General features: G+C 42.4%; 13 protein-coding genes. All 13 read left to right on the top strand.

The annotated features are described in order from the left end of the window. The first annotated feature begins 52 nt into the window (after window positions 1-52). The 13 genes from fsa to C0966_RS13405 all read left to right on the top strand — a co-directional run bounded on the left by fsa (window position 53) and on the right by C0966_RS13405 (window position 13,830). Window positions 53-700: a fructose-6-phosphate aldolase gene (fsa, locus tag C0966_RS13465; RefSeq protein ID WP_274856836.1), complete on the top strand. Its 648-nt coding sequence runs from the start codon at window positions 53-55 to the stop codon at window positions 698-700. 187 nt (window positions 701-887) lie between these two features. Next, on the top strand, window positions 888-2,174 hold the full coding sequence (locus tag C0966_RS13460) for a UDP-N-acetylglucosamine 1-carboxyvinyltransferase (RefSeq protein WP_274856250.1): 1,287 nt from the start codon (window positions 888-890) through the stop codon (window positions 2,172-2,174). A 54-nt stretch (window positions 2,175-2,228) separates the two neighbouring features. Further along, window positions 2,229-3,194, top strand: a complete 966-nt coding sequence (gene glpX / locus C0966_RS13455; RefSeq protein WP_274856249.1) for a class II fructose-bisphosphatase — start codon at window positions 2,229-2,231, stop codon at window positions 3,192-3,194. A gap of 696 nt (window positions 3,195-3,890) precedes the next feature. Then, window positions 3,891-5,159, top strand: coding sequence for a transcription termination factor Rho (rho, locus tag C0966_RS13450; protein WP_274856248.1), 1,269 nt, complete (start codon window positions 3,891-3,893; stop codon window positions 5,157-5,159). A 192-nt stretch (window positions 5,160-5,351) separates the two neighbouring features. Next, a complete protein-coding gene (rpmE, locus tag C0966_RS13445) occupies window positions 5,352-5,552 on the top strand; it encodes a 50S ribosomal protein L31 (protein WP_003346847.1) in 201 nt (66 codons plus the stop codon). A gap of 146 nt (window positions 5,553-5,698) precedes the next feature. After that, window positions 5,699-6,322, top strand: coding sequence for a thymidine kinase (locus tag C0966_RS13440; protein ID WP_274856247.1), 624 nt, complete (start codon window positions 5,699-5,701; stop codon window positions 6,320-6,322). Between the two features lie 355 nt (window positions 6,323-6,677). Continuing rightward, complete coding sequence (locus C0966_RS13435) at window positions 6,678-7,136, top strand: hypothetical protein (protein WP_274856246.1); 459 nt, start codon at window positions 6,678-6,680, stop codon at window positions 7,134-7,136. Between the two features lie 129 nt (window positions 7,137-7,265). After that, on the top strand, window positions 7,266-8,339 hold the full coding sequence (gene prfA, locus C0966_RS13430; RefSeq protein ID WP_274856245.1) for a peptide chain release factor 1: 1,074 nt from the start codon (window positions 7,266-7,268) through the stop codon (window positions 8,337-8,339). A gap of 1 nt (window position 8,340) precedes the next feature. Beyond that, a complete protein-coding gene (prmC, locus tag C0966_RS13425) occupies window positions 8,341-9,201 on the top strand; it encodes a peptide chain release factor N(5)-glutamine methyltransferase (RefSeq protein ID WP_274856244.1) in 861 nt (286 codons plus the stop codon). 315 nt (window positions 9,202-9,516) lie between these two features. Then, window positions 9,517-10,713: an IS256 family transposase gene (locus C0966_RS13420; RefSeq protein ID WP_274853204.1), complete on the top strand. Its 1,197-nt coding sequence runs from the start codon at window positions 9,517-9,519 to the stop codon at window positions 10,711-10,713. Window positions 10,714-11,092: 379 nt separating this feature from the next. Further along, window positions 11,093-11,782, top strand: coding sequence for a stage II sporulation protein R (gene spoIIR, locus C0966_RS13415; protein WP_274856243.1), 690 nt, complete (start codon window positions 11,093-11,095; stop codon window positions 11,780-11,782). A 237-nt stretch (window positions 11,783-12,019) separates the two neighbouring features. Next, the gene (locus C0966_RS13410) at window positions 12,020-13,078 is read left to right on the top strand and encodes an L-threonylcarbamoyladenylate synthase (protein WP_274856241.1); all 1,059 of its coding nucleotides are present in this window, start codon (window positions 12,020-12,022) and stop codon (window positions 13,076-13,078) included. A gap of 197 nt (window positions 13,079-13,275) precedes the next feature. Then, a complete protein-coding gene (locus tag C0966_RS13405) occupies window positions 13,276-13,830 on the top strand; it encodes a manganese efflux pump MntP family protein (protein ID WP_274856240.1) in 555 nt (184 codons plus the stop codon). The last annotated feature ends 77 nt before the right edge of the window (window positions 13,831-13,907 follow it).

The following is a 13,907-nucleotide window of genomic DNA, read 5'->3' as shown; positions in this document are numbered from 1 at the left end:
ATGAAAACTAATGACTGAGAACAGCATCCAGAGAAATAAAGGAGGAGTCATTATTAAATTTTTTATTGATACAGCCAACATAGATGAAATTCGCGAGGTTCATTCTTTAGGAATTTTATCAGGTGTAACTACAAATCCATCACTTGTTGCAAAAGAAAAGAATGTTAAGTTTCATGACCGGCTGCGTGAAATTGCAGAGCTTGTTCCCGGATCTGTCAGTGCTGAGGTACTTGCTCTTGATGCGGAAGGAATGATCAAAGAAGGAAAAGAGCTGGCTGCGATTGCTCCGAATATCACAGTGAAAGTTCCGATGACCGCGGAAAGCTTGAAAGCAGTTCATGCATTGTCAAAAGAAGGAATTAAAACAAACGTGACCCTTATTTTCAGTGCCAACCAGGCTTTGCTTGCTGCACGTGCAGGTGCAACATATGTGTCTCCTTTCTTAGGACGATTGGATGACATAGGACATAACGGTCTTGAGTTAATATCGACAATAGCTCAAATTTTTGCGGTTCACAAGATTCATACTGAAATCATTGCGGCATCCATTCGCCATCCGCAGCATGTGACCGAAGCGGCGCTAAGAGGGGCGCATATTGCGACTTTACCTTACAAAGTTTTCCTTCAATTATTTAAACATCCATTAACAGATAAAGGGATTGAAGCCTTTTTAGCGGATTGGAAAAAACGCGGGCAATAAGATTTTAGAATGCGGTCAACAGTCGATCCGATCAGGAAAAATTTTTTAATAAAATTTTTTTGGATATCCATACATGTAATTCCGTCATTTCGTGTAAACTATAAAATAGGACAAACTGTCGAAATATACCTTATTGTGTTGGAAAAATATGATAATAAGTGTAAAGCAAGGCAGAAGGGAGTCACGAATGGAAAAGCTAAAGATCGCAGGCGGTTATCCGTTAAAAGGAACTGTTCGTATTAGCGGTGCAAAAAACAGTGCAGTTGCATTGATTCCCGCAACAATTTTAGCTGATTCGCCTGTAACCATTGAAGGTTTGCCTGATATTTCAGATGTTCAAATTTTAAAGGCTTTGCTTGAAGAAATTGGCGGGAAAGTTGAATTTGCTAATAATGAGATGACTGTTGATCCGTCTTCCATGATTTCTATGCCGTTGCCGAATGGAAAAGTGAAAAAGCTGAGAGCTTCTTATTATCTAATGGGTGCCATGCTGGGCCGCTTTAATAAAGCAGTAATTGGTTTACCCGGCGGGTGCTATCTGGGGCCGCGCCCGATCGACCAGCATATTAAAGGATTCGAAGCGCTCGGGGCAAAGGTTACAAATGAGCAGGGTGCCATCTATTTGCGAGCCGATGAACTAAAGGGAGCGCGTATCTATTTGGATGTTGTCAGTGTAGGGGCAACCATAAATATTATGCTTGCTGCTGTCCGCGCAAAGGGACGGACGATCATTGAAAATGCCGCAAAGGAACCGGAAATCATTGATGTAGCAACTTTGCTGACCAATATGGGCGCGAAAATTAAAGGTGCCGGAACGGACGTTATTCGCATTGACGGAGTGGACCGGCTTCATGGCTGCCGGCATACAATCATACCTGATCGGATTGAAGCAGGTACGTATTTAATTCTTGGAGCCGCTGTCGGAGAAGGGATCCTTATTGATAATGTGATTCCGAACCATCTTGAATCACTGATTGCCAAGCTAAGAGAAATGGGTGTCCAGATCGAGTCCGGAGATGACCAAGTCTTTGTTGCTCCTGCGGAAAAATTAAAAGCAGTTGATATTAAGACGCTTGTCTATCCGGGTTTCCCGACAGATCTTCAACAGCCGTTTACATCATTGCTTACGAAAGCAGAAGGAACAAGTGTCGTCACAGATACAATTTATAGTGCCCGTTTTAAACATATTGACGAACTCAGGAGAATGAATGCTAATATTAAGGTGGAAGGCCGTTCAGCAATTGTAAACGGGCCTGTGCGTCTTCAAGGGGCAAAAGTGAAAGCCAGTGACCTCAGGGCTGGCGCTGCTCTTGTCATAGCCGGGCTTATGGCAGAAGGGATTACAGAAATAACCGGCATTGAGCATATCGACAGGGGCTACAGCCATCTAGTCGAAAAACTAAATGGCCTCGGTGCGACGGTATGGCGGGAAGATTTAAGCCAGGAAGAAAAAGAACAAATGGAAAACGCTTGATCCGGTTCTTCCAAAACGACTGACAGGAACTAACATCATGGGGAGGACTTACTGATGGAAAGAAGTTTAACAATGGAGCTTGTCCGTGTTACTGAAGCTGCGGCCCTTGCATCGGCCCGCTGGATGGGCCGGGGAAAAAAAGATGAAGCTGATGGAGCGGCAACATCGGCAATGAGAGATGTTTTTGATACGGTGCCAATGAAGGGGACTGTAGTAATTGGTGAAGGAGAAATGGATGAGGCTCCGATGCTTTATATCGGCGAAAAGCTCGGCACCGGTGATGGACCGCGGGTAGACATTGCCGTTGATCCGCTTGAAGGCACCAATATCGTCGCATCAGGAGGATGGAATGCCCTTGCCATACTGGCTGTAGCTGATCACGGAAACCTGCTTCATGCACCTGATATGTATATGGATAAAATTGCAGTAGGTCCTGAAGCAGTTGGAATGATCGATATTAATGCACCTGTTTTGGATAATTTGAAAGCGGTAGCAAAAGCGAAAAACAAAGATATTGAAGATTTAGTGGCAACAGTGTTAAATCGTCCGCGGCACGCGCATATTATTGCCCAGCTTCGCGAAGCCGGAGCGAGAATTAAGCTGATCAACGACGGAGACGTTGCCGGAGCGATCAACACTGCGTTTGAGTCAACAGGGGTTGACATTTTATTCGGTTCTGGCGGAGCACCGGAAGGGGTGCTGTCTGCAGTAGCGCTGAAATGCCTTGGCGGCGAAATGCAAGGAAGGCTGCTGCCGCAAAACGATGCAGAGGTAGAGCGGTGCAAAAAAATGGGGCTTGATGTCAATAAAGTGCTGCGCATGGAAGACTTTGTAAAAGGGGATGACGCGATTTTTGCAGCAACCGGCGTTACAGACGGTGAACTGCTTCGCGGCGTACAATTTAAAGGCTCATATGGTTCAACCCATTCCGTTGTTATGCGTGCAAAATCAGGAACAGTGCGCTTCATCGAAGGCCGGCACAGCTTGAAAAAGAAACCAAACTTAGTGATCAAACCTTAAAAATCTTTAAACTGCTGCTATCCCATACACCATGCTCCCTTTTCTTGTTGTTAAGGCAATTATAAATTTCATCGTTGTGTATAACTTTGAAATGAGTTTGTCGTAATCTGGCTCCACAAGGAACGCTGCGGAAGCGATTCATCGCACGAAGAAAAGCGTTAGCTTTTCGAGGAGCGCCCAGCCCCTCGAGGTCACAAGCCAAATCACTCCAGAGTTTACCGACTCTTGCGTGATTCGTCTTGTGCTTGTCGGGGCTAATCGGGGCGCTTGCGCCTTTTGTTCCGAGGACAAGGGAGCCTCTAATTCTTTTCCTCAAAACCCCTTGTAAAAAAATAAGTTGATTAAATTTAAAGATAAAGGGTAAAATATAAATTGTTTTGGCGAATTTAACAGATTTATATTAAGGCTCTTTTTGCAGATAGTGCTGCTATTGCAATTGCGGGAACATTCGTTCTATAATAAACTATGATCATCTACAGGATTTCCAAATTCCGAGAATGCACGCTTTGTTTGACGGGAACAGACACAAGCAGCCCACAGGTTTTCTACAAGCAGCAATCTTTTTGAAAAGAGCGTCTTCATTAACCCTCTAGTTGGTGAAAACTTATCTTCCTTTTCCATCCATATCTTCTTAAAACCTATCTCAAAAAACTCATATGGAGGAAATAATCGAATATGGTAAAGCGTGGTGTCTAAATGGAATTAACTATTTCAAGCTTAGAAAATATGAAATTAAAAGAGCTTTACGAGCTTGCTCGAGAATATAAAATATCTTATTACAGCAAATTAACAAAAAAAGAACTGATTTTTGCCATTTTAAAAGCAAGAGCCGAACAGCAGGGCTACTTTTTCATGGAAGGCGTTCTTGAAATCATCCAGTCCGAAGGTTTTGGTTTCCTCAGGCCGATCAACTATTCGCCGAGCTCCGAAGATATTTATATCTCTGCATCGCAAATTCGCCGTTTTGACTTAAGAAACGGGGATAAAGTATCCGGAAAGGTGCGTCCTCCAAAGGAGAATGAAAGGTACTTCGGTCTTCTGCACGTAGAAGCTGTTAACGGGGATGACCCTGAAACAGCGAAAGAACGGGTTCACTTCCCGGCATTAACCCCGTTGTACCCAAACCGCCAGATGAAACTTGAAACAACCTCCCAAAATTTATCGACAAGAATTTTGGACTTAATTGCTCCTGTCGGCTTTGGCCAGCGCGGATTGATTGTTGCCCCTCCAAAGGCGGGAAAAACGATGCTGTTAAAAGAGATTGCCAATAGCATCACAACCAATCATCCGGAAGCTGAACTGATTGTATTGCTCATCGACGAACGCCCGGAAGAAGTAACCGATATTGAACGATCGGTTGCAGGTGATGTGGTCAGCTCAACATTTGACGAAGTTCCGGAAAACCATATTAAAGTCGCAGAGCTTGTTTTGGAACGGGCAATGCGCCTCGTTGAGCATAAAAGAGACGTTGTCATTTTAATGGACAGCATTACCCGTCTTGCCCGCGCCTATAACCTTGTCATTCCTCCAAGCGGACGTACATTATCCGGAGGAATTGACCCTGCCGCGTTCCATCGTCCAAAACGTTTCTTTGGGGCTGCCCGTAATATTGAAGAAGGCGGAAGCTTAACAATATTAGCAACAGCTCTTGTTGATACCGGTTCACGAATGGACGATGTCATCTATGAAGAATTCAAAGGAACAGGAAATATGGAGCTGCATCTTGACCGTTCGCTGGCTGAACGGCGGATTTTTCCGGCCATTGATATTCGCCGTTCCGGAACGCGTAAAGAAGAACTGCTCATTCCGAAAGAGCACCTTGATAAATTATGGGCAATCAGGAAGTCGATGTCAGATTCTCCTGACTTTGCCGAGAAATTTTTACGCAAGTTAAAGCAAACTAAATCAAACGAGGAGTTTTTCGCACAGCTTGACGAAGAAATGAAGGCGAAACGCACTCTGTAAGTTGTTTAAACTTTTCTAATGGGCTGAGCGGCTATTTCGGCGAAACACTCTCTGTAAGTTGTAAAAACCTTTCTTGCAAAATAAAGGCCTGGTTGTTATAATAGGTTCAGTGTTTTTTTGAAGATTGCGGTTTATGAAGCCGTAACATATAACTCTGTTTCGAAAGATTCAGGGCGGAAGGAGATGAAAAGAATGAAAGCAGGAATTCATCCAAACTACAAAAAAGTAATGGTAAGATGTGCTTGTGGCAACGAGTTCGAAAGCGGATCCGTAAAAGACGAGGTGCGCGTTGAAACTTGCTCCGAGTGCCATCCATTCTATACCGGTCGTCAAAAATTCGCTGATGCAGGCGGACGCGTTGACCGATTCAACAAAAAATACGGTCTTAAATAATGATTGCAATAAAACAGGCAAGAAGGTTTCGACGCTTGCCTGTTTTTTATTATTACATTTACGTATAATACTCAAACGAAGGCTAGCTTTTACATAGAAAGGTAGCCGGATTTTTATCGCTAGTACCAGGAAGGAGAGGCCGTACCATGTACGTCATGAAGCAAAGCGGATGGATTGAAGTCATTTGCGGCAGCATGTTTTCCGGAAAATCGGAAGAATTAATTCGGCGTGTTCGAAGAGCTCTATTCGCAAAACAAAAAATTGCAGTTTTTAAGCCGAAAATCGACAATCGCTACAGTGATGAAGCAGTTGTATCCCATAACGGAACATCCTTTACGGCAACCCCGATTTCCCATTCGACTGAAATTTTTCAGCATATTGACACGGATGTAGATGTCATTGCAATTGACGAAGTTCAATTTTTTGACAAAGACATTGTGGATGTACTCCAGCAGTTGGCAAACAGCGGATATCGCGTCATTGCAGCAGGACTGGACCAAGATTTTCGCGGTGAGCCTTTTGGGGAAATGCCAAAACTTATGGCGATTGCCGAGCAAGTGACGAAACTCCAGGCAGTATGTGCAGTTTGTGGATCACCGGCGAGCCGCACACAACGCTTAATCAACGGCAAGCCTGCTTCTTACGATGATCCGGTTATCTTAGTCGGCGCCTCGGAAGCTTACGAACCGCGCTGCCGCCACCACCACGAAGTGCCGAAAACTTCAAATGCAAACTCCAATCAGGAAACTTCTGAAACATTATTATCATAACTGAAACTTCTATCAGTGGGGGATTTCAAAGTACAGACGTACGAGTTCCGGCGAAGAGTTCATCCCCCACTGATCGTTAGTTGAATCAATCAGGCTTATTGGCTTATAAATCTTAAAAAGTGGATCATAAATGGTCAAAAGTGGATCATATTTGATTAAAAGTGGATCATAAAACATAAGCTTTGCTTGTTCAGAAGGATATACACTTTTCATATTGCCATTTCTTTGAAATTATTGATAACTTCAAATTTGAAAAAACTACTCAAGAACAATCCCCCTTAAATTTTTCCCTAAAATTGGTCTGATGACACCTCCGTGAATGTGGAAATCTTAATAACGGAGGTGTATATAAACAATGAAAAAAGCGATCTTTATGATGTTCTTGCTGCTTATATTGATAACGGGGTGCAACCAAAATGCTGCAGATGGCGGGATCTACGGCCAAAATGAAGATCAAGATGGAGCACGACTCATTACAAGCCGTGAGGAAGCACTGCAAAAAATAGATATCGACAACGACCCTCCCATGGATCGGACGATTAGCGATCAAAACCCGAACTTTGTTAATTTCAGCGGCAACCGCAATGATATTGGAAAAGATGTTGATAAGGCGCGCGATGTTGTGAAACAAACGAAAGAATTTGAGCCCGGCCCTATTTGGGTAAATGGAGAGGATATGTGGGTTACGGTTTATAAAAAAGGAATGCTTTCCGAAAGAGATCAAATGGACGCACAATCCCGCATTCACAAAATGTTGCTGCAAGCTTTGCCCCGTTATGACATCGAAGTCAGAGTCCGGGAAGACCGTACTTAGTGATGGTGAAGCACTCGAATTTTTGATAAATTACCGACCCGACAATCATTTTTCTTGAATTCGTTTTGACTGTGTCTTTCACCTATACTATAATTAGAATGTTATGGAACAAAATTGAGGTGAATGACTGTGTTCGATCGTCTTCAAGCTGTTGAGGACCGCTACGAAAAGTTAAATGAACTTTTAAGTGATCCTGAAATTGTCAATGATCCAAAAAAACTGCGGGAATATTCAAAAGAGCAGTCTGATATACAAGAAACCGTGCAAACGTACCGTGAATATAAAGAAGTGAAAAAGCAGTACCAAGATGCAAAAGCGATGCTCGAGGAAAAACTCGATCCGGAAATGCGCGAAATGGTAAAAGAAGAAATCGATGAACTTGAAGAGCGCATTGAAGATCTTGAAGAAAAGCTGAAAATTCTGTTATTGCCGAAAGATCCGAACGATGATAAAAACGTTATTTTTGAAATCCGCGGTGCTGCGGGCGGGGATGAAGCGGCGCTGTTTGCCGGTGACTTATACCGCATGTACAGCCGTTATGCGGAAATGAAGGGCTGGAAAACAGAAGTAATCGAAGCAAGCCCGACCGGTTTGGGCGGCTACAAGGAAATCATTTTTATGATTTCCGGGAAAGGCGCCTATTCGAGGCTGAAATTTGAAAATGGAGCCCACCGTGTTCAGCGTGTTCCTGAAACGGAGTCAGGTGGACGTATTCATACGTCAACTGCAACGGTCGCATGCCTGCCGGAAGCAGAAGAAGTTGAAGTAGAAATTAACGAAAAAGATATCCGCGTTGATACATTTGCGTCAAGCGGACCAGGCGGACAAAGTGTAAACACGACAATGTCGGCTGTTCGCCTTACCCACATACCGACAGGAATCGTCGTTTCCTGCCAAGATGAAAAATCGCAAATTAAAAACAAAGAAAAAGCCATGAAAGTTTTGCGCGCCCGCATTTATGATAAATACCAGCAAGAAGCGCAGGCAGAATACGATCAACAGCGTAAATCCGCAGTCGGTACCGGTGACCGTTCTGAAAGAATCCGTACGTATAATTTCCCGCAAAACCGCGTCACGGATCACCGCATCGGCTTAACGCTTCAAAAACTTGATCAAATCCTTGAAGGAAAACTTGATGAACTGATTGATGCGTTAATTCTTGAAGACCAGTCCAAGAAACTGGAAAGCGCGGGCGAAGCATAAAATGGTAAAAGTATTCGAAGCCCTGAACTGGGCTTCTTCTTTTTTAAAAAAACACGGCCGTGACGAAAATGCGGGAGAACTATTGCTGCGTCATTATACAAAAATGGACCGGTCCCGGCTCCTCGCCGAACTGAAAATGGATCTTGACCTTGAAACAGAGAACCTTTTTCGCGAAGCTGTTTTGCTTCATGCACAAGGAAAACCGGTTCAATATATTACAGGCGCTGAAGAATTTTACGGCAGAACATTTTGTGTGAACGAAGCAATCCTTATCCCAAGACCTGAAACAGAAGAGCTCGTTTTTGGTGCGCTAAAGCGAATTGAAACATTTTTTCCGAGGCAAAAAAAGCTTGAGCTTCTTGATGTCGGTACGGGCAGCGGAGTCATTGCCGTTACGATGAAACTGGAGCGGCCGGATTTAACGGTAACAGCTTCCGATCTATCAAAAGCAGCTCTCGAGGTTGCGGAAAAAAATGCTTCTTCTCTTGGTGCTTCCATTCATTTTGTGCACGGAGATTTGTTAAAACCTTTTATCGAATCCGGAAAAAAATTCGATATTATTCTTTCCAATCCACCCTATATTCCAGTCGGAGATTTGGCCGTGTTGTCCGAGGTTGTAAAAGACCACGAACCGTATCAAGCTTTGTTTGCCGGTGAAGACGGACTTGATATATATAGAAGATTGACGGAGGAACTGCCATTTGTGTTACGTGAAAAAGCGCTCATAGGCTTTGAAATTGGAGCAGGTCAGGGAAAAGCAGTTGCCAATCTTTTACAACAGGCTTTTCCGAATGCCGCGGTGGAAGTAGTGAATGATATAAACGGCAAAGACCGGATCGTTTTTGCCGAAATTAACAACTAACTAGCTCCTTGCCCTTTGGGTAAGGGGTTTTTTAGCTTTGTAAATTGTCACAGACAACAATTGAAATTCGCAATAAAGTAATTCTTTGGATAAGGGTTTTTTAGCTCTGTAAAATGTCTTTAGATTCGTTGAATTGTCCGTCTGAATGGCGATTTTTTCATAAAAAAAGCTGATTTTTAGCTTGAAAATGCTCTTTGAAACAAGATCAAGGGGATTAAGTCCGTATAATTGTGTAAAAAGAAAAAGGGTCAAATTAATCCCTTTTGGTTACAATGTTTTAATGCCTACATAAAACATTGAAAAGGAGATTTAATTATGACCCAATTACAGTTTACCCTAAATATGGACCTTTTAAAAGATTCGGTCATGAATTCAAATATTGATGCGGTAGTTAAATCAACCATTGTTTTAGTCTTGAATGAGTACATGGAAAAAGAGCGTGATGAGTATTTACAGGCTAAGGCTTATGAGCGCACCTCCGAACGCCAAGACTACCGAAATGGCTACTATGACCGTGACTTTATTGTAAGTATTGGAAAGATTAAATTAAGAGTTCCCCGTACACGTAATGGTGACTTTTCACCATCTGTTTTTGAACGCTATGCGCGTGTGGACCAAACCTTTGTCTTATCCATGCTCGAGATGGTTGTAAATGGAGTGTCTACACGCAAAGTGACGAATGTTGTAGAACAATTATGCGGGGAAAAAGTTTCGAAATCCTTTGTTTCATCCTTGACAGAAAAGCTTGATCCAGTTGTCAAACAATGGGCAAACCGACCGTTAAATGTCCAATATTACTCTTATATTTTTGTAGATGCCATGTATATCAAAGTGCGTGAACACCATAAAGTCGTCTCTAAAGCGGTGTATATTGCGACCGGCATTAACCAGGACCAAAAAAGGGAAGTGATCGGTTTTAAAATCGATCATAAAGAAAGCTATGAAGCATGGCGGGAATTTTTGAGTGAGTTAAAGTCAAGGGGGTTGCAATCCCCCAAGCTGGTGATTTCAGATGCCCATAAAGGATTAAAGAAAGCGATAGAAAAGGAATTTATCGGAACATCATGGCAGCGTTGTACCGTTCATTTCAAACGAAATATCATCGAAGCATTGCCTAAAAAAGGCATGGGAGAGGTCATTGTCGATTTAAAAAGGATATTCGAAGCCGTTACGGTAGAAGATGCCCGTTTCTTTCGCAATGTGTTCTTTAAGAGCTATGAAGAGAATCCGAAACTTGAAAAGGCACTGGAGATATTAGATGAGGGCTTTGAAGACGCCATCCAATATTTAAGTCATCCCGCAAAATGGCATCGCTTAATCCGTAGCACCAACTCTCTGGAACGATTAAATCAGGAAGTTCGCCGTCGTGAAAGGGTGATCCGCATATTTCCAAATACGCAGTCTGCCTATCGGCTGATTGGAGCTGTCTTAATGGATTATGATGAGGAACAAGCCAAGAAAAAAAGCATTTTTGCGAAAAACGAGAATGTCCCGCGCGAGCGCGAAATTTAATTTGATTGGAAGGGGGTACCCCCTTCCAATCAAATTAAATAAATAGGCTAAAACCTTGTAATTAGTATTTTACACAATATTAAGGACTTGACTATCAAGGGAAGCCGTAATTTTCGTTTATGAGCCTTTAATTTGAGATATGAGCCTTAATTTTTGTTTATGAGCTTTTAATTTGGGATATGAGTCTTAATTCTCGTTTATCAGCCTTTATTTTCATATATGAGCCCTTAATTTGATTTATGAGCCTTCGATCAAATTTATGAGCCTTCATTCCAAAGACCGCGCCTTCTTTTTAAAAGTTTTCTAGATTTTTTCATTTTACTAGTTTAACAATCTGGCATTTTGTCCACACTGAGGCTAGGAAGGGACGGTGCCAAATATGAAAACAAAAACAATCTCATTTACTTATGTCATTCTATTATCAATTGCAACGATTTTAAATATATATATGCCAAAAACGGAAGCGATCGCTGATGAAGCGATTGTCATCCCAAATGAAGCCATTCGTTTACGGATCCTTGCCAATAGCGATCAAGAAGCTGACCAAGCTTTAAAGCGAAAAGTAAGAGATGCCGTAAACGCGGAAATTACAAAATGGGTTGAAGAGTTAACATCTATTGAAGAAGCGAGAAACTTAATTAAGTCGAGGCTTCCGGAAATTAAGCAAATTGCGGAAGAGGTTGTTGAAAAAGAACAATCTTCTCAGACAGTGAAAGCAGAGTTTGCTAAAGTTCAATTCCCGACAAAACTTTACGGCCAATTTCTTTATCCGGCCGGTGAATACGAAGCTGTTTTAATTACATTGGGAGAAGGAAAAGGGGCCAACTGGTGGTGCGTACTATTTCCTCCACTATGTTTTCTTGATTTTTCAAACGGAGTAGCAGTAAGCGGCGATATGAATGAGGAAACATCTGAAAAGGTAGAAGGAAAAACTGAAAAAATAGCTGTAAAAGGGGAAGCGAAAACGACGGAAAAAGAGAAGCCTTCACTTTATACCGCAGAAGATGAAGAACCGGTTAAAGTAAAATTCTTTCTAGTCGAACTGTGGGAAAAGATTTTCAAATCTTGAATAAGTTTTTAATTGTGGATAACTCTAATTTTAAAAGCAAAAATTGTGAAATTGTGGATACATCCACAAAGTTATCCACGAATTTACCTTTGTTATACACAATTTGTGGATAAAAACTTGTGTTCCCCTTTATCTTCTTTTATACTTTCAAAGGATAATAGATTCTAAATACCTGTAAATCCAATATTTTTTTGAAAGTGTCAGGTAATTGGACCTAATGATAAAAGGTGGATGAAAATGAAAACACAATTTTGGTCTGTGGATAAACATGTGGATAATATCGAAAATTATCCACAAATTTCACAAGCTGCTGATTTGTTGAAAAAAAATGAAGTGATTGCGTTCCCTACAGAGACTGTATACGGCCTTGGCGGCAATGCGGAATGCGACGAAGCGGTACAGAAGATTTTTGAAGCAAAAGGCAGGCCGTCTGATAATCCGTTAATTATCCACATAGCTGAAATAAACCAATTAAATCGATTTGCAAAGAACATTCCTGAAAATGCAAAAATATTAATGGAGACATTTTGGCCGGGTCCGCTGACGCTTGTCTTAAACAAACGGGACGGCTTTCTTTCGGAAAAAGCGACAGCAGGATTGTCAACTGTTGCAGTGCGAATGCCCGATCACCCTGTCGCACTGGCAGTAATTAAGGAATCAGGGCTTCCAATTGCAGCACCGAGTGCGAACCGTTCGGGAAAACCGAGCCCGACAACAGCAAAACACGTCGCTGATGATTTAGACGGGCGAATTGCCGGCATCGTCGACGGCGGTCCAACAGGTGTCGGAGTTGAATCAACGGTGCTTGATTGTACAGAACCGGTTCCGGTCATTTTGCGGCCGGGTGGAATCACGAAGGAACAGATTGAGAAAGTCATTGGACCGGTAAAAGTCGATCCTGCTTTGCTTGATACCGGGCAGGCTCCGAAATCACCGGGGATGAAATACCGGCATTACGCTCCAAATGCACCTTTTTATTTGGTGGATGGCAGCCGGGAGTATATCCAAAAATTGATAAAAGAAAAACAAACCGAAGGACTGAAGGCAGGCGTCTTGACGACAGAGGATGGAAAAAGGTTCTATGATGCCTATCTTGTTCTTGCATGCGGCAACCGCTCAAACCTTGAAACGGTCGCAAGTTCACTTTATGAAACATTACGGAAATTTAATGATTCGGAAGTAGATATAATATTTAGCGAAGTGTTCCCGGAAGAGGGCGTTGGGCAGGCGATCATGAACCGCCTTTTAAAAGCGGCCGGGCACCGGGTCTTGACAGAATTTCAAAAGATGGATTAAGAATTCAGATTTCGTTTACCTCAGATTTCTCAGAACATAGGTAGGATGAACAAAAACCGCATTTTTTCATGCGGTTCTTTCATTATAAAAGAGCCCGAATGCCCGCCCGGTTCTTTTTTATAGACGATTCCAATCAGATTCTATTTTCTTTTGGACGTGCATATGTTGAATTAGCAGGTCCAAGGGGGCGAAAATAGATGGCACCAATGGTTGGAGAAATTTTAGCATTAGCATTAATGGCATTCGCCTTGGGGATGGATGCCTTTTCCGTCGGTCTCGGAATGGGGATGTTTAAACTCCGGCTGAGACAAATTTTTAAAATCGGTATTACAATCGGGATGTTTCACGTATGGATGCCCCTCATAGGGATTACTGCGGGCAAATTTTTGTCAAATCAATTTGGAGCCATTACCGGTTATATTGGCGGTTTGCTCCTTCTTGTTCTGGGGTTGCAAATGATTTTGGCCAGCTTTCAGAAGGAAGAAAACAAATTCATCACACCTGTTGGCTTTGGCTTGCTTTTTTTTGCATTAAGCGTAAGCCTCGACAGTTTTTCTGTCGGATTAACATTAGGGATATTTGGAGCAAAGACGATTCTTGTCCTCATTTGTTTTGGCGGAGCGGCAACCATTCTGACATGGATCGGCTTATTAATTGGCCGTAAAGTCCAGGCGTGGATCGGCAAATATAGTGAAGCACTCGGAGGAAGCATTTTGCTTGTTTTCGGGATTCGGCTTCTTTTGCCTTTTTAAAATTACATAACATAAGCAAGAAGCAATCACTTCAGCCGGAGTGTTTTTTACTTTTTTTATGTAAAATTTTCAAAAAC

The sequence above is a fragment of the Bacillus methanolicus genome (assembly GCF_028888695.1).
GTDB lineage: Bacteria > Bacillota > Bacilli > Bacillales > Cytobacillaceae > Bacillus_Z > Bacillus_Z methanolicus_B.
The sequence above is the reverse complement of the archived record's forward strand: the minus strand, read 5'-3'. Positions and strand labels throughout refer to the sequence as shown.